The organism is Clostridium hominis (assembly GCF_014287825.1).
GTDB lineage: Bacteria > Bacillota > Clostridia > Clostridiales > Clostridiaceae > Clostridium > Clostridium hominis.
The window spans coordinates 52,034-73,560 of the sequence record NZ_JACOOO010000035.1; the positions used below are offsets into that span (position 1 = coordinate 52,034).

The 21,527-nt window shown below is 29.7% G+C and carries 20 protein-coding genes; 1 reads left to right on the forward strand and 19 read right to left on the reverse strand.

Annotated elements, in window-relative coordinates; genetic code table 11:
* Window positions 1-52: 52 nt before the first annotated feature.
* The 6 genes from rpiB to H8S20_RS15030 all read right to left on the reverse strand — a co-directional run bounded on the left by rpiB (window position 53) and on the right by H8S20_RS15030 (window position 5,797).
* Window positions 53-508 (reverse strand): ribose 5-phosphate isomerase B, encoded by a 456-nt coding sequence (gene rpiB / locus H8S20_RS15005; RefSeq protein WP_032117244.1) that lies wholly within the window; start codon window positions 506-508, stop codon window positions 53-55.
* A gap of 61 nt (window positions 509-569) precedes the next feature.
* Complete coding sequence (locus tag H8S20_RS15010; protein ID WP_032118454.1) at window positions 570-1,619, reverse strand: L-threonylcarbamoyladenylate synthase; 1,050 nt, start codon at window positions 1,617-1,619, stop codon at window positions 570-572.
* Window positions 1,620-1,638: 19 nt separating this feature from the next.
* A complete protein-coding gene (locus H8S20_RS15015) occupies window positions 1,639-2,166 on the reverse strand; it encodes a hypothetical protein (RefSeq protein ID WP_243177699.1) in 528 nt (175 codons plus the stop codon).
* 116 nt (window positions 2,167-2,282) lie between these two features.
* Window positions 2,283-3,368, reverse strand: coding sequence for a peptide chain release factor 1 (prfA, locus tag H8S20_RS15020; RefSeq protein WP_032117242.1), 1,086 nt, complete (start codon window positions 3,366-3,368; stop codon window positions 2,283-2,285).
* 62 nt (window positions 3,369-3,430) lie between these two features.
* Complete coding sequence (gene prmC / locus H8S20_RS15025; RefSeq protein ID WP_186860599.1) at window positions 3,431-5,191, reverse strand: peptide chain release factor N(5)-glutamine methyltransferase; 1,761 nt, start codon at window positions 5,189-5,191, stop codon at window positions 3,431-3,433.
* A gap of 18 nt (window positions 5,192-5,209) precedes the next feature.
* Window positions 5,210-5,797 (reverse strand): thymidine kinase, encoded by a 588-nt coding sequence (locus tag H8S20_RS15030; RefSeq protein WP_186860600.1) that lies wholly within the window; start codon window positions 5,795-5,797, stop codon window positions 5,210-5,212.
* Between the two features lie 175 nt (window positions 5,798-5,972).
* Between H8S20_RS15030 and rpmE the strand changes: the two genes are divergently transcribed.
* Window positions 5,973-6,179: a 50S ribosomal protein L31 gene (gene rpmE, locus H8S20_RS15035; protein WP_032117239.1), complete on the forward strand. Its 207-nt coding sequence runs from the start codon at window positions 5,973-5,975 to the stop codon at window positions 6,177-6,179.
* 219 nt (window positions 6,180-6,398) lie between these two features.
* Here rpmE and rho read toward each other — a convergent pair whose 3' ends face one another.
* The 13 genes from rho to H8S20_RS15100 all read right to left on the reverse strand — a co-directional run bounded on the left by rho (window position 6,399) and on the right by H8S20_RS15100 (window position 21,450).
* Window positions 6,399-7,805 (reverse strand): transcription termination factor Rho, encoded by a 1,407-nt coding sequence (gene rho / locus H8S20_RS15040; protein WP_032117238.1) that lies wholly within the window; start codon window positions 7,803-7,805, stop codon window positions 6,399-6,401.
* A 263-nt stretch (window positions 7,806-8,068) separates the two neighbouring features.
* Complete coding sequence (gene pyrG, locus H8S20_RS15045; protein ID WP_186860601.1) at window positions 8,069-9,673, reverse strand: CTP synthase; 1,605 nt, start codon at window positions 9,671-9,673, stop codon at window positions 8,069-8,071.
* Between the two features lie 193 nt (window positions 9,674-9,866).
* Window positions 9,867-10,157, reverse strand: a complete 291-nt coding sequence (locus H8S20_RS15050; RefSeq protein ID WP_186860602.1) for a hypothetical protein — start codon at window positions 10,155-10,157, stop codon at window positions 9,867-9,869.
* A 98-nt stretch (window positions 10,158-10,255) separates the two neighbouring features.
* Window positions 10,256-10,672, reverse strand: coding sequence for a YwiB family protein (locus H8S20_RS15055; RefSeq protein ID WP_032117235.1), 417 nt, complete (start codon window positions 10,670-10,672; stop codon window positions 10,256-10,258).
* A gap of 9 nt (window positions 10,673-10,681) precedes the next feature.
* On the reverse strand, window positions 10,682-11,671 hold the full coding sequence (locus H8S20_RS15060) for a DUF814 domain-containing protein (protein ID WP_032117234.1): 990 nt from the start codon (window positions 11,669-11,671) through the stop codon (window positions 10,682-10,684).
* 15 nt (window positions 11,672-11,686) lie between these two features.
* The gene (gene spoIIR, locus H8S20_RS15065; RefSeq protein ID WP_186860603.1) at window positions 11,687-12,325 is read right to left on the reverse strand and encodes a stage II sporulation protein R; all 639 of its coding nucleotides are present in this window, start codon (window positions 12,323-12,325) and stop codon (window positions 11,687-11,689) included.
* A gap of 67 nt (window positions 12,326-12,392) precedes the next feature.
* Window positions 12,393-13,235, reverse strand: coding sequence for a 4-(cytidine 5'-diphospho)-2-C-methyl-D-erythritol kinase (gene ispE / locus H8S20_RS15070; RefSeq protein WP_032117232.1), 843 nt, complete (start codon window positions 13,233-13,235; stop codon window positions 12,393-12,395).
* 138 nt (window positions 13,236-13,373) lie between these two features.
* Window positions 13,374-15,992, reverse strand: coding sequence for a cyanophycin synthetase (cphA, locus tag H8S20_RS15075; protein ID WP_186860604.1), 2,619 nt, complete (start codon window positions 15,990-15,992; stop codon window positions 13,374-13,376).
* Entirely contained in the window at window positions 15,976-16,809 is an 834-nt protein-coding gene (locus H8S20_RS15080; protein WP_032117230.1) for a cyanophycinase, read from the reverse strand. Before H8S20_RS15080 ends, cphA begins: the two co-directional genes overlap by 17 nt.
* 128 nt (window positions 16,810-16,937) lie before the next feature.
* Window positions 16,938-18,506: a DUF3794 and LysM peptidoglycan-binding domain-containing protein gene (locus H8S20_RS15085; protein WP_032117229.1), complete on the reverse strand. Its 1,569-nt coding sequence runs from the start codon at window positions 18,504-18,506 to the stop codon at window positions 16,938-16,940.
* A 372-nt stretch (window positions 18,507-18,878) separates the two neighbouring features.
* Window positions 18,879-19,115 (reverse strand): Veg family protein, encoded by a 237-nt coding sequence (locus H8S20_RS15090; RefSeq protein ID WP_032117228.1) that lies wholly within the window; start codon window positions 19,113-19,115, stop codon window positions 18,879-18,881.
* 364 nt (window positions 19,116-19,479) lie between these two features.
* The gene (gene yabG, locus H8S20_RS15095) at window positions 19,480-20,361 is read right to left on the reverse strand and encodes a sporulation peptidase YabG (RefSeq protein WP_032117227.1); all 882 of its coding nucleotides are present in this window, start codon (window positions 20,359-20,361) and stop codon (window positions 19,480-19,482) included.
* An 87-nt stretch (window positions 20,362-20,448) separates the two neighbouring features.
* Window positions 20,449-21,450 carry a CotS family spore coat protein gene (locus H8S20_RS15100; protein ID WP_032117226.1) on the reverse strand — a complete coding sequence of 334 codons (1,002 nt, stop codon included), beginning with the start codon at window positions 21,448-21,450 and terminating at the stop codon, window positions 20,449-20,451.
* Between the last annotated feature and the right edge of the window lie 77 nt (window positions 21,451-21,527).

Consider the following 21,527-nt stretch of genomic DNA (forward strand, 5'->3'; position numbering starts at 1 on the left):
CTAATTATATATTAACAATTAACATATATATCAAGTATTATTTTTGTAGCAACTACTTGTTATTTCTATATTTTTCTTCTATCTTAGTTATCTTTTCTAATCTTCTAACGTGTCTATCACCTTCGAATTCAGCACCTAAGAAAGCTTTAACTATATCTATAGCTAATCCTTTACCAACTACTCTTTCTCCCATAGTTAATATATTAGCATCGTTATGCTCTCTAGTTGCATGAGCACTAAATGTATCTGAACAAAGTGCTGCTCTTATTCCTGGAACTTTGTTTGCTGCTATTCCAATTCCTATTCCAGTTCCACATATTAATATACCAAAGTCAAACTCTTTAGCTACTACTGCTTCTGCTACTGGTAAAGCTATGTCAGCATAATCACAAGATTCTTCTGTATATGTACCAAAGTCTTTAAATTCTATATTTTGTGATTTTAAATAACTAGCTATCTCCGCCTTTAAATTTAAACCACCATGGTCACAACCTAACGCTATCTTCATAAAATAATCCTCCATTTTTTATTTATAAAAAAGGAAGATAGGTTCCCCCATCCTCCTTTAATTAAACATCTATAATATCATATCCAGCAGCTTTATTGAGTCTATTCATTATCGCAAGTCCAACACCATCTTCTTCAAATCCTTGACATAAAATATATTGAACCCCTAAATCATCACATTTTCTTAAAGCTTCAAAAAGATTTTGGGCTATTTGTGATAATTCTTTTTCACTGCCTAATGATATAATTTCACCTTTATTAAACCTACTTAAATTTTCATCTGTTGTAAGTATTGCCACTTTATTATTTTTATCTATATAATTTTCCAACATTTCAGAGATAATTTCAATAGTTTTTTCATTTTTACCTCTAATTATTTTTAAAGATGCCTTCGGTGCATAGTGTCTATACTTCATTCCAGGAGCCTTAGGCTTTAAATCATCAGTTGGTTTTTTCATTAAAGCTTTATCTATCTCTATTCTAGCATCAACTTCTCTTAGCATTTCTAAAGTAATTCCACCAGGTCTTAATACCATTGGAGGCTCAACAGTACAGTCTACTATAGTAGATTCCACTCCTATATCACTTCTGTCTCCACCTAAAATATAATCCACTCTTCCATCTAAGTCTTCAATACATCTTTCTACTTCCGTTGGACTAGGTCTGCCTGATATATTTGCAGATGGCGCTGCAATAGGTTTTCCTGATAATTCTATAAGTTTTAATGCTATCTCATTATTAGGCATTCTTATACCTATAGTACTAAGCCCCGCACTAGTTTCATCTGGAATTATATCTTTTTTATCTAATATTATAGTTAACGGACCTGGCCAAAATTTATTCATTAAATCCTCAGCTACTTTAGGAATATCTTTAACTAAATATGATAAATCTTTAGAACTAACATGTACTATAAGTGGATTATCTTGTGGTCTTCCCTTTGCGATAAATATCTTCTTTACAGCTTCTGAATTTAATGCATCAGCACCTAATCCATATACTGTTTCTGTGGGAAATGCCACTGTTCCTCCCTCTTTAATTACACTTCCAGCCTCTTTTATATATTCTATATCATCTCTAACATCATTTATTATGGCAACCTTTGTTTTCACAAGACTTACCTTCCTTCTTTTAAAATTCATTTTGCCCTCTTGCTATTTTAATATTATCTATAGCAGATGAAGTATATATAGCTTTTACACAATTTTTATAAATAACTTCTAATAAAATATACTTATTTAAAGCTCCTCTTCTAATTACTTGAAAATAATAACTTTCTTCAGGATTTAGCCTTTTAAGCTTTAAATATTCATGATTAGCCTCAGGATACCTTTGCAAAAATGACTTGCTAACAGGTTTCAATGATTTATTTCTAAATCTCATAGTTGTAACTATTACTATTTCTATATCTTCTTTAATATTATTTGTATGTACTATAGCTATTTTATCACAAATTAAGATATTCTCTTTTGAGAACAATCCACTTTTAAATTTTAATTTATTATTTGCGCATGAAAATTTTAAGTTATAAAAGTTAATTTTATTTACTATGGATAAAAGAATTAATATCTCTAAAACTAATAAATAGATATATATAAACTTTGATCTTATATTTGCTAAGTAAACCATCATAGGTAAGAATATACTTAAAAATATCATAGTACTATAAAATAATTTTTTTAATTTACTCTGCCTTTTTAATGCTTTATCTATATACATAATTTATTTACCTATTCTAAAAGCCTTACATTATAAATGCAAGGCTTTTAATCTTATTACATCGAATCAGTATTTCCCATTGCTTTCATCTTTTCTGCTTGATCTGCAGTGATTAGAGCATTTATAACTTCTTCTATATCTCCATTTAAATAAGAATCTAATTTGTAAAGTGTAAGACCTATTCTGTGGTCAGTTACTCTTCCTTGTGGATAGTTATAAGTTCTTATTCTTTCACTTCTATCCCCCGTACCTACTTGGCTCTTTCTATCTTCAGCTATTCCAGCCATTCTCTCTGCCTCAGCTGCTTCATAAAGTCTAGATCTTAATACTTTCATAGCTTTTTCTTTATTCTTAAGCTGTGATTTTTCATCTTGACAAGCAACAACAGTTCCTGTTGGAATATGTGTTATTCTTACAGCAGAATCTGTAGTATTAACACATTGTCCTCCATTACCAGATGATCTATAAACGTCAATTCTTAAATCTTTATCATGTATTTCTATATCAACATCATCAACTTCTGGTAATACTGCAACTGTAGCAGTTGAGGTATGGATTCTACCTGAACTTTCAGTGTCTGGTACTCTTTGAACTCTATGAACTCCACTTTCATATTTAAGCTTTGAGTAAGCTCCATTACCTTTAATCATGAATACAACTTCTTTGAAGCCACCAAGATCATTTTCATTTGAACTCATCATTTCAACAGTCCATCTTTGGCTTTCTGCATATCTTGTATACATTCTAAAAAGATTAGCTGCAAATAATGCTGCTTCATCTCCACCAGCTCCACCTCTAATTTCAACAAATACGTTCTTGTCATCATTAGGATCTTTAGGTAATAACATAATTTGAATCTTGTTTTCTAATTCTGTTTCTTGTTCAGATAACATAGAGATTTCTTCTGATAACATTTCTCTCATTTCTTTATCTGACTCTTCATTTAGCATCTCTTTATTAGCTGCTAAATCTTCTACAACTTTTTTATATTCTCTATAAACAGTTACTAGGTTTTCTAATTCTGCGTGCTCCTTACATAGCTTTCTCCACTCATTTTGGTTAGCCATTATTGAAGGATCTGATATTTTAACTGATAGTTCTTCATATTTATTTTCAGTAAATGCTAATTTATCTAATAACATAGTATCACTCCATACTCTAATTTTTCACATTTTAGTATTATATCATAGTAAATGTGATTTTATCAACTTTTTAAAGTTCCTATTACAACTCTATCTAATCCGGCTAAGTCTTTAATTACTTTTATATCATTATAACCGTTGTTAATCATCAAATCTTTAACCTCTTCACCTTGATCATGGCCAATTTCAAAAGCAAGTATACCATCTTCTCCTAAAACCTTTGAACTTTCTTCAACTATTCTTCTATAGAATACTAATCCATCTTGCCCACCTGATAAAGCCGTATGAGGTTCATAATCCTTAACATCCTCCATAAGAGTTGAAATAACTTCTTCTTTTATATATGGTGGATTTGAAACTAATATATCATACTTTTTATTTTGATGAATAACTACCTTTAACAAGTCACTTTTTATAAATTTAGCTCTTTCTTTTAAGTTGTGCTTAACAATATTGCTTTCTGTTACTTTCTTCGGCGTATCATAATAATCTATTAGGTCAATATTTATATTTTCCCTAAAACTTGCTAATGCTATACCTATAGCACCACTTCCACAGCAAAGGTCACAAACATTCATATCCTTATCTTTCGGAATATACTTTAAGGTTTCTTCAACTAATATTTCTGTATCCGGTCTAGGTATTAATACCCCTTCTTCAACATTAAAGTCTAATCCCATAAACTCAGCACTTTTTAATATATATTTAATAGGCATTTTATCTTTTCTTTTTTGAATAAGTTCAAAGTACTCTTTTTCTGATTTTTTGCTAACTTCTTCGTCCCTATTGGTAATTAAATACAATTTATCTTTATTTATAACTTTGCCTAATAATAATTGAGAATCTAGTATATAAGTGTCAATAGAGACTTCCTTTAATATATCAGCCCCTTCTTTTAATAATTCTCCAATTTTCTTTTTATATTCAATTCCTTCTGCTGCTAGCAATGAAGCTATAGCTACTTCTATTTGTGACTCATCCGGCTCTTTTGTAGTAAGTTCTTGTAGCTTTAATCCTGGATAAGCTATTATTTTACCTAACTTACTATCAGTTTTCCCAAGCCATTTTATTAACTCATAAGTTATTCCTGCCACAAAAGGCATTAATAAAACTCTAAGAATTATTCTTTGTATAACTCCACCCCATCCTGTTAATGAAAAAACTATTATACTAACGAACATAGTTAAAAACAGGAAATTAGTTCCGCATCTTGGATGAAATCTACTATATTTCTTAACATTTTCAACAGTTAACTTCTCTTCATTCTCATAACAAAAAATAGTTTTATGCTCTGCTCCATGATATTGGAATACTCTATATATATCATCTAATTTACTAACTAAATACATGTATAATATTAAAATTCCTACTCTAATCACAGACTCTATTAAATTTAAAGCTATCGGATGTAATCCAAATCTTTTAAATAAAGCAGCTAATACCGTTGGAATCCCAACAAATAACCCTACAGATAATAAAAGCGAAAACATCATCGTCCCTGTAACTATTAAATCATTTGCCCCTTTATCTCCTAGCTTTTTCTTTAACCAAAGCTCAAACTTAGATTCTTCTTCATCTTCCTCAAAAAAGCTTGCAGAATAATTTAAAGTTTTAATTCCAACTATTAAGGAATCTATTAATATAAATATTCCTCTTATAAATGGTATATTTAAAAACTTGTATCTTTTCGTTAGTGGCTTAACATTTTTCATGTCTACTTCAACTTTACCACTTGGAGTTCTTACTGCTGTAGCCAATCCTTTTGAGCCACGCATCATAACTCCCTCTATTACAGCTTGACCCCCAACATCACATTTTCTCATATCATCACTCTTTCAAAATTATTTTTGATCCTTATACTTTATATAACAATGTCCACATAATGATTCATACTCAACATTATCTACTAAATCTATAGCAACTTGTTCTCCTTCAAAAACAAATTTACCATTTATTTTTCTTCCATTTAATACAGCTTTTCTTCCACATTTGCATATTGTCTTCATTTCTTCAATACTATGAGCTAATAGTAACAATCTTGTGCTACCTTCAAAGCCTTGCATCTTAAAATCTGTTCTTAATCCATAGCATATTACAGGTATATTTAATCCGACAGCTACTTCAAAAAGTTGATCTATTTGATATGATTTTAAAAATTGAACTTCATCTACTAATATACAATTAATCATACATTTTGTATCATTCCAATTTTTAACTTCATCATATATATTCATATCTTTATCTATTACTAAATCAACTTTTCTCTCTACTCCAAGCCTTGATACTAACTTATCTCCACCCTTTTTATCAGTAGCAGGTTTTATTAATACCACACTCATTCCACGCTCTTCATAGTTATGAGCTACTTGCATTAAGTTAGTCGACTTTCCTGAATTCATTGCTCCGTATCTAAAGTATAATTTACTCATTAATTCGTCTCCTTCTTCGATAGTTATATATATCGATTATAGCATTTTAAACCATTATTAAAAAGATGTTTTACACCTTAATTATCATTGACCTTTTATACCCCATATGTTATACTCTATTAGTCGTTAAATATGTCGTTTAATGATACTTAAATTTCGAAAGAGGTGAATCATAATGAGAGAAGGCATACATCCAAATTACCATCACGATGCTGTGGTTAAGTGCGCATGTGGAAACACTTTCACAACTGGATCAGTTAAAGAAGAGTTAAAAGTTGATATATGTGCTAAATGCCACCCATTCTTCACTGGTAAGCAAAAAATCGTTGATATCGGCGGTAGAGTTGATAAGTTCAACAAGAAATTCGGTCTTAACAAGTAATTTAACTTTTTGGATCAACAGGAAAGATTTATATCTTTCCTGTTTTCTTTTGCAAAAAAATAAAAGCAATAAATTAATTAAATATTATGTTGATAGTATAAAAAACAAATTCCTAATTATCATTTAGTGTAATATAAAAAATCTAGCAATAGCTAGATTTTTTATATTTAAGAAATTGCTTAGCAATTTCATCTTTAACTATTAACTTGTTGCTCTTAACTACTTTTTAAAAGCTTCACTCTTAGGGAAAACTGAAATAAACTCTTCATTATCCTTAGTTTTAGAAAGCATATTAATAAGGTTCTCTGTTATAGTTTCTATATTACCATCTCTATACATAACTCTTCTTATTGCAAAAGCAACTTCTTTTTCTGCCTCACTTAATAGTAAGTCTTCTTTTCTAGTTCCTGACTTGTAAATATCTATAGCTGGGAATATTCTTCTTTCCTGAAGTTTTCTATCTAAGTGAACTTCCATATTTCCTGTTCCCTTAAATTCTTCAAAGATCATATCATCCATTCTTGATCCAGTCTCAACTAAAGCTGTAGCAAGTATAGTTAATGATCCACCTTCTTCAATATTTCTAGCCGCTCCAAAGAATTTCTTTGGCATAATTAATGCCCCTGGATCTAAACCTCCAGATAATGTTCTTCCTGTCGGTGTTATAGTAAGATTGTATGCTCTTGATAGTCTTGTAATACTATCTAAAAGTATAACTACATCCTTGCCTTGCTCAACCATTCTTTTTGCTCTTTCTAACACCATTCTTGATACTTTGATATGATTTTGTGGTTCTTCATCAAATGTTGAATATATAACATCTCCATCTATTGATCTCTTCATATCAGTAACTTCTTCAGGTCTTTCATCTATTAGTAAAACTATAAGCTTAACATCTGGATAATTACGAGAGATATTTTGAGCTACCTTCTTTAATAGAGTTGTTTTACCAGCCTTTGGCGGAGCAACTATTATGCCTCTTTGCCCTTTACCTATTGGACATATAATATCCATAAGTCTTGAAGATAAATCATTTCTATCTTTACTTTCCAAGTGTAATCTTTCATTTGGATATATAGGAGTTAAACTTTCAAATGCTTTTCTTCCTATTGCTTTATTAGGATCCTCGCCATTTACCTTTTCAACAAAAAGTAAAGCCTTAAACTTTTCTCCCTCTTTAGCCTCTCTTACTTTACCTTGAACTTCATCTCCAGTTCTAAGATTAAACCTTCTTATTTGAGATGGGGATACGTATATATCATTTTCTCCTGTTTGATAATTATCGCATCTTAAAAAACCAAAGTTATTATTTTCTTGAACCTCTAATACTCCTTTAGCAGATCCTGACTCATTTATCATAACTTTAAGTCTTTCTTTTTTCTCTTCCCTATTCTCTTCACTAATTTGTTCTTGCTGTACTTCAGCTTCTTGAGCTACAACTTTTGCCTTAGGAGCAATTTTCTCAACTAACACTACTCCATCCTTTTCAATTTTGTTAGGTGATTTTTTTATTATTTCATCTACTAACTCTAACTTTTTTAACTTACTTATATTTTTAATACCTAAATTCTTAGCAACTTCCTTTAATTCTGCTAAGGTCATCTTTTCATAGTTTTCTCTTGTCAAAACTACACCTCCAATTGTTATTTTACCTAGGGAATTCTTAGATTATCTCTTTAGAACTGATATATATGAACTGAATTTTCATCTGAAATTTAAACTAACTAAATCAGAAATTTATCTTTCTTGCTTATGTATATATAATTATGAAGCAATAAAAGCTAAAAAACAATAAAAACTTATATTATAAGCTTATCCCTTTTTATATTTTTTATAACAATTAGTCAAAAAGAAGCACAGTTATACTATGCTTCTTCAATATAATTCAATTATTTTCTATATTTTAATGATGCATTTATAAATCCTATAAATAAAGGATGTGGATTATTAGGTCTTGATTTTAATTCTGGATGGAATTGGGTTGCTACAAACCATGGATGATTTTTAACTTCAACTATCTCAACTAATTTCCCGTCAGGGCTTGTCCCAACGATATTCATTCCAGCTTCTACTATATATTTTCTAAAATCATTATTAAATTCGTATCTATGTCTATGTCTTTCATGTATCAATTCGTTTTTATAGCTATTATAAGAATTAGACTCCTTATCAAGTTTACAAGGATATGACCCTAATCTCATTGTTCCACCTAACTCTTTTATATCCTCTTGATCTTTCATTAAATCAATAACAGGATATTTTGTATCTGGATCAATCTCTGCACTATTTGCTCCTTCATAACCAACAACATTTCTTGCGAATTCTATTACTGCTGTTTGCATTCCCAAACAAATTCCTAAGAATGGTATATTATTTTCTCTAGCATATCTTATTGTTTCTATCTTCCCTTCTACCCCTCTATCTCCAAAACCACCTGGGACAAGTATTCCATTTATATCATCAAACAATTTTTCAGCTGATTCACTTGTAACATCCTCAGCATTTATCCACTTAATATTTACATTTGAATCATTATAAAGACCACCATGCTTTAACGCTTCTACAACAGATATATACGCATCATGAAGTTCTACATACTTACCAACTAAAGCTATATTGACTTCTTCTTTAATACCTTTAATCTTATTAACCATATCTACCCACTCATTGTTATCTATATCTCTACAGCCTAACTCAAGCTTTTCGACAACTAATCTATCTAAACCTTCTCTATGAAGCATTAATGGAACTTCATATAAATGATCAGCATCTAAATTTTGTATAACACATTTAGCTTCTAAATTACAGAATAAACCTATCTTAGCTCTTAAATCTTCTGATATTTCTTTCTCACTTCTGCAAACTATTATATCTGGTTGTATACCTATACTTCTTAACTCTTTAACTGAATGCTGTGTAGGTTTTGTTTTCAATTCACCTGACTTTCCTAAGTACGGCACTAATGTTACATGTATAAAACATACATTTTCTCTTCCTACATCATATTTTATTTGTCTTATAGCCTCAAGAAAAGGTTGTGACTCTATGTCGCCTACAGTCCCTCCAATTTCAGTAATAACAACATCCACATCTTGTTCATTCCCAACTCTGAATACTCTATCTTTTATTTCATTAGTTATGTGTGGTATAACTTGTACAGTTCCACCTAAGTATTCACCACGCCTTTCTTTAGATATTACAGACCAATATATCTTACCAGTAGTTACATTACTATTTTTAGTTAAATTCTCATCAATAAATCTTTCATAATGTCCTAAATCTAAATCAGCTTCTGCCCCATCATCAGTAACAAAAACCTCTCCATGTTGATAAGGACTCATAGTTCCTGGATCTATATTTAAGTATGGATCAAATTTTTGAATTGATACCTTCAAACCTCTATTTTTTAACAATCTACCTAATGATGCTGCAGTAATACCTTTACCTAAAGAAGATACAACTCCACCTGTAACAAAAACATATTTAGTACCCATTTATACTTCCTCCTAAACAAATAAAATTGATATTTAATAATCGTGAAACTTTTAATTTAAAAAATATATTTTCCCTATTGACTCTTGATTTTATATTTAGTATAATTTAAAATACCTCACTTTATAAATAAGTGAGGCTCATCAACATTTTTCTATAATATCATAATATTTTAATTTTAATCAATGACACATATCAGTCATTTTTTACCGTTTTTTCTAAAATGGAATAATTATCTCTGAATTGCTTATTAATAAGCAGTTTTTCTTCTGCTTTCTTTAAATTATAATTTATACTCTTATTACTACTAAATATCAATTCACTTACAAGTTTCTCTTTTTCTAAACATCCATACTCGCTTAGCAACAACAAAAATAAATACTTACACTCTTTATTTTTAAGCAAAGTCATTAAATCTAAATCACTCATTTCATAATGTCTACATAAAACTTCTATAATAACTCTATATCTTTCTATTTTTATCACCTCTATAAATTAATTATCATCTCAAGCGATCTAATATTTAATTTATAGCCATAAAATTTTTCATCTATACAAAAAAAGTGGCATATAGCCACTTTTTATTATTGTACCTTAATTTTCACTTTTATATCCGTAGTTATCGGAGGTTGACCTTCTGCTCCTAAAAGATACTTTGCATAAATAGAACCACCATTTTCATCTATATTTATGTCTAATATTTTTGTATCTATATGTAAATGTAACATTCCATATGGAGTATTATATAGCGACAAACCCATTTCTCCAATTTTAAATTCCATAGTAGTACAAGTTGTTCCTACTCTTTCTAAAATAAATCTATCTTCTTCTATTTTAAGAGTTGTAGTTGTTCCCTTCATTCCTGAAATCTCCGATTCCTCATATACAACTTCATACAAATTTTCCTTAACTATAAATTTACCTGGAGTAATAACTTCAATTGCATCGCCTTCGTCTAAATCCGAAAAACTTTTCACTTGAATTACTGCATTCTTTTCCATAATTACCTCCTACTTAACTGATACTATGTATTCTTGTAACTCATCATCACTTATAGGTTCTACTTCTATTTCAGAGCTAAACTTATTTCCATACTTTCCAAACTTAACTTTTACTATTTTTTCATCTTTTCCTTTGCTATATCTGCCTGATATTCTCGCTGCTAACTTTCTGTCTTCTTCTGTGCCTTCACTTTCTAATAAGACAAGAGCTCCGGAAAAATCTGAAGTATGGAACGAATAATAGCTTCCATCTATATGATTTTTAATCATATCTCCTTCATCTTTGGTTCTAGCAACTATTATTTTGTTATTATCCTTAGTTCTAAAGTGTCTACCATATCTTAAAAGACTTAATTCATCTTCCTCTACTTCATCTTTATAATCTAATAAATCTTTTAATCTTAAAGCATAATTAGGTTCTGTTAACCTACAGCCCCCTGCTGGCGATGGATATTCTGTTATTCCCCACTTCTCAGCAAGTTCCATTTGAGCTTTTCTACTTCTTCCTGATATATCTAATAGCTTTTCTCTATCAACTAATCCGTTTAACTCCATTTCTGTTGGATCCAAATTCTTAGCACATAGTGGTCTTAAAATCTTATTTGCAAATCCTGATTCTTTTTTTACAATGTTAAGTGCTTGTCTATTTTGAGACATAGGTCTTTGATTTAAAACTTCACCTGTTATAATAAAATCTGCATTATATTCTTCTAATAACTTTCCTGCATAATTCATCATCATGGCATGGCAATCTATACATGGATTCATATTCTTACCTCTTCCATGTTTAGGATTCTTAACCATATCCAGATGTTCATTAGAAAAATCCACTACTACTAATGGAATATCTATTTGCTTTGTCATCTTCTTAGCACTTTCTTCACTAAAGAAGTAAGATCTAAAGCAAATACCTATTACTTCTATCCCTTGTTCTTTTATAAGTTTTGCGGCTAGTATACTATCTAGTCCACCTGAAACCATCGCTAACGCTTTTGTCATATTAGTACTCCTCTACTAGTTAAATATTTTATTAAAAACCTCTACTACCTTAAACTTAAATATAACCTTCTTATTATCTTCTTTATTTTCTTCAACTTTATCATCTAAATTAGCTATATTTTCGTCTAGTTTTTTAGTATCAACTATATTTTTGCTCTCATCAACAAAACATAATGGAGGAAACATTACACACCACCAATTTTGCCCTTCTCCACTTCCTATTATTACTCTATAAGCTTCATAAGTACCTTGTGGAAATACATAATCTCCATATATCTTATCTGGAAAATTCTCATTTGACAACATAGTATTTACATCATAATCAAAGCCTTCTTCAATAATTACCTCTCTAGCAATACTATTTACCTCTTCTATACTTGAGTTTAGTATATCCCTTGCTTGGTCTAAACTTTCAGCCTTTTCAAGCTTAATAGACATTTTATCTATTATTCTATCCCTAACCTTTAATTTTAACGCCTGATCTTCTTCAGAATCACTATTAGCTATTACATGAAATCTTATTAGCTTGTCCGCTATTTCTTCATAATTTAATTCCTTTAAATCTAATGACTCTTCATTCTCAACTATAGCGCATCCTCCAAATAAATTAATAACAAATAATATTATAATAAAACAAAAAATATTCTTTTTCATAAATATAACCCCCTCTTAGTTTAATTATTTCCAATTTATAGGGGATTATTCATTGTAATATTTATTTTTATATAGTTCTTGTTAAAAATACCTCATTATATTTTTCTTTCATCTTCTCAAAACATTTTTGAGCTTTAAGCATATCATCAAAGAAAGCAAATACAGTTGGTCCACTTCCACTCATCATAGAGTTTATTGCACCATATTTATTCATTTCTTCCTTTAAGCTTATTAGAACTTTATGCTTTTTCAATGTTACATTCTCTAATAAATTTCTCATATTATATGCAACATATCTTAAATCATCTTCGGCCATAGCTTTTATTAAAGCTTCAGTCTCTGGATGCTTTTTCACTTTTTCCATATCAAAGTTTTTATATACTTCCTTAGTTGAAACACCAAAAGAAGGTTTTACTAAAACAATGATCTTATCCTTAAAAGACTTTAATGGTGTAATAATCTCACCAACACCTTCACACAATGCAGTTCCGCCTTGTATACAATAAGGTATATCCGCACCCAATTTTAACCCTAATTCCATAAGTTCTTCTTTAGGTGCATTTACTTCAAATATCTTATTCATTAACTTTAAAACTGCTGCTGCATCAGTACTTCCACCTGCTAAACCAGCTGAAACAGGAATATTCTTAAATATTTTTATTTTTAAACCTTCTGATATATTATATCTTTCTTTAAAAGCCACTGCTGCCTTATAAGCAAGATTTCTTGAATCTGTTGGCACATAATTCTTATTACATTCTATAGTAATATCTCTACTTTGCTTTTCAACAATAATTTCATCGTATAAATCTATATTTTGCATTATCATTCTCAAAAGGTGATACCCGTCTTCCCTTTTTCCAACTACATCTAGAGAAATATTCACTTTAGCATAAGCTCTAATCTTCATCTCATTCAGTTCCTTTCGACTTTCACTATAGATTTTAAATAAAGTTCAGGTATTACCTGAACTTTATAAATCTTGTTATAACCTATATTATATAAGTTATTTTATTTCTCGTAAATATCTCTTAGGTTTACATATTTATTAAATTGATTTAATTATATCAGTATTATTTTTGTTATCATTCAATTTATCTATAACTTCTATTAATGGTTTTATTTTTTCATAAAAAACAATAATACTATCTCCTACATTGGATTCTTTGATAGCTTCTTTTAAAGCTTCAACTTCATCTAAAACTATTTTAGCATTATTATTTTCATTACTGCTATCAATTCCCAATTTTATTAATTGTGCAATTTCACCTAATTTTCTACCTCGCCTATCTTTATCTTCCTTAATTATAATTCTATCAATGAATTTTGAACTAATCTTTCCAATCTCTTTTACCGAGTCATTGCTCCTGTCTCCAGGCACACCTATCACCCCAATAACTTTTCCTTTCGTTATCTCTTTAACTGCTGTTAAAGCCTTTTTATAGCCTTCTATGTTGTGTCCATAGTCCAATATTATTCTTACCCCATTGTAATCATGAATATTAAATCGTCCATAATTTTCCTTTGAATTAAGCTCAAAGCTCTCTATTGAGTTTTTTATATGATTATAATCTATATCTAATCCAACTAACGCTGCACAAGCAGCCATTACATTTTCTATGTTAAACTTCAATGCCCCATTTAATATTATAGGTATATCATCAATGTTACTTAACTTATACTCTTTTCTTTTCTTATTTATGCATATATAATCTTCTTTTAAGTAAACTACTGTTTTTCCCTCTCTAATACTATTAATTATAAGTGGATTTTTATAATCCTTAGAGAAATATATTATATTAGCTTTTATTCTATCTATAATAGTTTTACTATACTTATCATCAGCATTTATAACCGCATAACCTTCTTCTTTGACAGCTTCTGCTATTAAGGATTTTACATAACACAAGTCTTCCATATCATTGACTCCATCACAACCTAAGTGATCTTCAGTTATGTTTGTTATTACAGCTACATCTGCTAAATCATAAGCTAATCCCCTTCTTATTATTCCACCCCTCGCAGTCTCAAGAACAGCTACTTCAACATCCTTATTTAATAATACGCATTTTGCACTATCCATGCCTGTATCATCACCGATATCAATACATTGGTTATTTATAAAAATTCCTTCAGTGCTAGTCATTCCAGAACACATTCCAAGCTTACATAAAGTATAATTTATAAGACGTGTAGTTGTGGTTTTACCATTTGTTCCACTTATGGATACAACAGGTATATTTTTTATACTATCTTTATACATCATATTAATTATTTCATTACCAACATCTCTACTCTTTCCTTCTGAAGGGTAAATATGCATTCTTAATCCTGGCGCTGTATTAACCTCCATAATTATGCCATTGTTTATAATACTTTTTGATATATCATTTGTACATATATCTACTCCACATACATCTATTCCTATAGCTTTTGCTGCCCTTATACATATGTCTTTATTCTCTTCACATATCTTATCTGTATAATCAATAGCTATACCACCAGTGGATAAATTTGCATTTTTCCTTAATAATAATTTTTTATCACTTTCTAAAATACTATTTAATGCATATCCTTGTTCTGATATAAAACTATTTAGCATAGCATCTTTCTTAACTTTAGTTAAAGGCTTTTCATGTCCTTCTCCTCTATATTCATGTGAATTTAACTCATCTATTAATTCTTCTACACTCTTATTCCCATCTCCTATTATATATGGCGGTACTCTTAAAGAAACTCCAACTACTTTATTATTAACTACACAAACTCTATAGTCATCTCCTCTATGGTACTCCTCCAATATAATATCATTAAACTCATTTATTAACTTTTGATAAGCTGTTATAAGTTCTTTTTCATTTTTTATATCTAAAATTACTCCTCTACCCTTGTTTCCATACTGTGGCTTTAAAACTAAAGGATATCCTATTCTATCAGCTTCTTTTAATAAACTTATTACGTTATATACTTTGGCACCTCTAGCTACCGGTAAATTCTGCAAATCTAGTAACTCTTTAGTTAATAACTTATCGCAAGATATATCTGCCGCAATACAACTAGTATTGCTTGTAATTGATGCCTCTATGACTCTTCCTTGCTTTCCATATCCTATTTGATAAAAACTACTACTACCTAACTTCATAACAGGCAACCCATGCTTTTCCGCTGCCTCACATACTGCTAAAGTACTAGGTCCTATTAACTCTTCATTAAGCATCTCTTTTATTATTGATACCCTAGTTTTAAAGTCTATAACAATACCATTAATTAATCCATTAATGATATCAATAGCTAACTTCGCACATTCTATACCAGCCTTAGGATATTTGTATTGATATATTATTTGATATATATCTCCTTCCACCTCTCTTGCTTTTCCATAAGCAACTTCTATCCCAATTATGTTCTGTATTGCAATAATAATGTGTTCACATATATGAGCTAAATATGTACCTTCCTTAAGTCTTTTTACAAACCCTCCATCTTCATCTATTCCACACCTATGAGTGTATAATTCAGGAATCATCTTTACTAATTCATCATTAAATCCTTCAATTTCCTTACTAGGTGTTTCGCAATATCCTTCTAAATCAACGTCGAGTCTTATACATTTCTTATGTGAGTATATATTCTTGCCCTCATAAATGTTACTACTTAGTATTTTCATTTTTTAAATTATCCTCCTCGAAAGGTACTTTTTTAATAAGATTAAATTTATTACCTTCCTTTAAAACATGAAGTTTAACATTGAACATACTTAAAACTTCATCACAATATTGTTCTGATACATTGCTATATACTATTGAACTGCCATCTAAAAAATACACAGCCCCTGATCCTATTACTTCTGCAATACCCTTATCACTTACAACTATTGCAGTATCTTCATCTATTCCTATACCTAAAACCTCTGGATTTTGTGCTACAGCAGTTAATAGCCTACCTATCCTCCCTCTTTGAGCAAAGTGTTGATCTATAATAACACTATCAATAAGCCCTAATCCTGGAGACATCTTTAAGGTACATTTTCTTGGTGACTCCTCATCTTCTCCTTGAACTATCATAGTGTGGCTCATCACAGAAGCACCTGCAGAAGTACCAGCTATTACTCGTCCTTCACTACATATGTATTTTAAAGCATCATATATCGGGGTCCCCCCTAAGATACTAGTTATTCTTAGTTGATCTCCTCCTGTAAAAAATAATAAATTACATTTTTTTATTAACTCTATATTATCTTTATTGCATGCATCTTCTCTATTACTTATATCTAATTTTTCTATATTTTTTATTCCAAGCCCTGAAAAAACTTTATGATAATTATTATAGCTTTTCTCCGGATATTCAGTTGCTATAGTAGCTATTAATAACATATCACTATCTTTATTAATAAAATTAGCTACACGTTTCAATATTTCTTTATCACCTTTTTTATCCTCAGCTCCTCCTATAATTATTAAATTTCCTTCTATTTTTTCATTCATATTTTCACCTCAAATCACACATTCAGTATTTTATCCATTCATAAACCATATTATTCAAAATCATAAAAGAGGAGTATATCTCAAAATCGAGATATACTCCTCTTTTATTTTTATTATCTTATTATAGCCTAGAATATAGCTCTTCCAGGAACTATAATTCTTTGACCTATATTAATTACATCAGGATTGTCCATTTCATTAATTCTTATTAACTCATCCATAGTAGTATTAAACTTCTTAGCTAATTCCCATAAAGTATCGCCTTTGTTAACAACATAAATTGTAACTGATGATTGTTTTTCCTTCTTTTCTTCTTTATTTTGAACAACATCAACAACCCAATTTTTATCAACATTATATAATACTTTTACAGAAACAGTTAATGTAGCTCTAATAGCTATAGTATTAGCTTCTACAGTTCCATCTATAGTTTCTAATTGAACCTTAGCTATAACATTCATGTCTGGTTTTGTACCCTTTATATCCAATACTGATGTAAATGGTATTTCTCCATTACACATATTAAACTTATATGCTTCATCAGCAGTCTTATATAAAGCAGATACTTTAATTACACCTTCAACTTTAACCTTATCCTCTTCAGCTGTCTTATCAGTTATAACAGGACAACCATAAACCATTATAATATTTCCAAGTCTTTCATTTTCATCTTTTAAGTATAAATTATCCTTTAAGATAAGATCTGTTGTCATGCTTCCATGAACTACTCCAAGCTCACATTTGTTTTCAACTAACTCCATTGAAACTGTTGGTGAATATGCATCTTTTACTACATCTACCATTTCTCTAGACATAACCTTAACATTACCTTTAGCTACAAACTCTACACTTATATTTCTATTTTCGCCTAAATCATCTGGCATAACAGTACAATCACTGTTTACTATATCTATACTTTGAGATGTCATCATTTCACTATTAATACCAACTAATTCTTCTTCCTTAGATAAATAAACATCATCTTGTAATAGTACTAAGTCTTCTGATTCCCTTCCCTTATATAGAACTTCTATCTTGCAATAACAGCCAAAGTAAACTTTATCTTCTCCTAGCTTAACTTCCTTTTTGTGTAACATCATTGAATACTTTAAGACTTCATCAACTTCTGGTTTATCCATAGTAACTTTTATAAGCGACTTTCCTATGAATTCAACATCCTTTTGTCCTTTAACTTGGTTTAATTCTTCACTCTTTCTTTGAACTTGTACATCTCCGCTACCTTCGATATCTTTTACAAATTCAAGATCTTGAATTTTATAGATGTTCCATTTAGTTGATCTTACTCCATCAATCGAAATCTTTCTTTCATTAATTATGTTAGCTTGAATATGTTCAATTACACACTCTACATCGCAAAGGATTTTATGTTCTTCATTATTAAGCTCAAGATAATCAGCAAACTTTTCAGATAAACTAACAGAATCCACTCTTTGCATTCCACTTTCATCTTCTGATAAATATAGTACAGAGTAATTTATTTGACCTTCTATCATAACTTTATCAGCGAGTATATCTTTATTAGTTACAGTTGCTTTCGCATCTACCCCTAAAATCTGATGTGCGTCCGGATGTGAATCCTTAATTAAATATTCTCCTTTGAGAACATGGTTGGTTGATCCTTCTCTTAATAATTGTTCATACTGAACATTCTCTTTTATAACATCTATCTGTGACATCATATCCCTCCCATAGTATAACTACTATTTAATATATATTTCTCTAAATATATATTTATTCTAAAATAAATAAACTGTTTCTCTTTTAAGTTATATTTTAAAGCTTAATTTATTTCATTTTTTTACCTTTTAGGAGTATAATTGTATTTTTCTTGTCGAATTTTAGGGTTTATAAAAACTTTTTTTAATTTTTTTTAAATAAGTTGTTGACTATTGTTTAAATATGTCGTATTATAAAGATGGTTATTGACCATATAACCTCTCATAAATTCTCAATACCCTTTTATACCATAGTTGAAAGATGGATACCCGCCATCTTTCTTTTTTTATTTTAAAATAAACAATAGCTTCGATACATATCGAAGCTATTGTTTATACAGGATAATATAGTAGTACTGTTTTTGTTAAAACATCTGAATAACTGTATGTCACTGTTCTTTGGGTGTCACTTTCTAGCCTAACTACGAAAATACTTGGATGTACACTCTCAATTACTCCGTCGTTAACTAAAATCTTTTTTCTACCACCATTAGCTTTAAGAGTAACTTTCTCACCTAAATGATTCTGTATATCTTTCTTGATGGTAGCTATAGTTTTGTTTAACTCCATATAAACACCCTCCTTTTTTTATTATATTATAACATATTTACCATTATTAGTCAAAGCAAATATATTATTTTATCACTTGTTTAATATAATGTCAATGTAAACTTTTACTTTTTATATAAAATAATAATTCCCACATTTAATATTATGGGGTTATTATTAGTTATTTATACATCTTTTAAAAATATTGTTTGCTAATGCTCATAATATTCTTAGTGACAAGTTCAGAGTTGCAAGTGACAATATAGAAAATAAATTCATATGAAGCTGAATTTCAAAATACCTATTTTTAAAAACTACTTGCAGTTTCAACTTCAACTTATCACTTTTAATTTGTCACTTGTCACTAAATAAATTGCTTCACAATTTATACAAATGGAGATTTTGGATATCCCTCTCTATATTTTCCTCTTGTTTGTAATCCTCCAATACCTCGTATACCTGTTATAGTACTATCTATTACATCAGTTATAGATACAACTGTATCTATTCTTGAATATGCTATCTTTTCACATACAAATACAGGATCAAGACAATGTATAAGAACCCTACTTGGAGAGCTTGCAAAGTTTGCTCCTGCATCTAATAAACATTCATAACAAGATTGACATGCTCCTGCAAAAATAACCAATTCATCATAGCTTGAATTATAGTTTCTTAGGGCTTTAACTGCATCTATATAGTATTTAGAATTTCTATAGTTATCTAAATCTAAAAAGTCATCAGTTTCCCTTAAAACACTATCATGTCCTGTTAATACAACTATATCCGGTTTTATCTCTTTTACTAAATCTACTACGCAGCTCCATTGTTCCTTCTCTGGAATAGCTCTCCCAACGGCATCTAATGATAATTGCTTATATACTTTTAAACAAGTTTCTAAATAATCTTTATCTCCGTCAATGTGGAGTATCTTTCCCGGTCTTCCAAACATTAATTCTTTGTTCGGACTTTGCTTCTGACTTTTACTCCCCCTTGACATTATCGCTTCCCTCGCCGCTACATCACCTCTAAGCCCTATCGCCTTATTTATAGCTTCATTTACTCTTGTATTTAATATCTTTTCCTTCGTTCCTATGAATGCAGAATCAACCTCTTCTAAGTCATCAGCAGAAGAATCTGCTATTATCCTTATACTGATCCCTTTTAAAATATATAAAACCTGTCCATTATCTTCCTTGATATCAATAATCTTAAATGTAATATCTTTATCATAAGACTTTCTTACGACAATATCCCCTATTTGCATCTCTACCTCACTTAAAGTTACTATCATTTTATAATATGTTTTTTTACTTATTTTGACTCAAATAAAGCACCGTTAAAATAACGATGCTTACTTGATATTATATTTATCTTTAAATTGTCCTAAGAAGTTTAGATATTCTTCTTGTTCATTTATTATACCTTCTAACTTGCTTGCAAAGGTATTTTGACCCCAATTTACTTCATTATAATAATATCTATTTGCTAATCTCCAATACCTCTGTGGGAATTGTAAATATGCAAAAAGTACTTTGTACTCTTCTTCCTTTAAAGGTGATTCTTCATTATAAGAATCTATTATAGCTGTTGCAAATTCCATATTCCAATTACATCTCTTTAAAACCTTTGTCATGAAATTAGAAATATCGAAAGTTCTTACTTCTCTTTTACAATAATCAAAGTCAATTACGCTTATATGATTATCTTGTCCAATTATAATATTATGATAAGTATAATCATGATGACAAAATCCCTTTTCATTTTCAGCTATAGCACACAATGATTCATATTCAGATTCTTCTAAAGTTCTTAAAGCTTCTTTACCTATCTTTTTATAAAAATCTAATGATTTTATATATAATAGGTCGAAACTGCTCTTATTATTTTTCTTTCTTACCATATCCCTCATCTTATCTAAAGATTTAACCCTCTTTGCCATTAATGTAGGCCATCTTCCCAAGTCAGTTTTTAACTTAGAATTTTCTGGTGGATCATATCCTTTTGATGCTTCATGTAATTTTGCAAGTGTTTTAGCCGCAATTTTTACGTCTTCTATGTTATGAAAATCACATTCCCTACCATCTAGCCATTCAGATAAAGTATATAAGTCTTCATTAACTAATGCATAGGGCTCTCCATCTATGTTCAAAAAATACCTATCTACATCTTCAAAACCATTTTTTATAAGATGCTCCTTGGCTCCATATACAAATAAAAGCTTTTGAGGGCCATAATTTATCTTCTTTAAACATCTCTCACCTTTATTGGTTTTTAAATAGTATACTCCTTTGTTAGCTTTAATATTATCGATTTTAATTCCAAATTGTCTTTCTACTTCAAACTCCCTCATCATTACTCTCACCCCCCTTATATATTTATATGTACTCACCAATTCTTTTATTAACGTTTTTTAACTTTATTTAATATAAT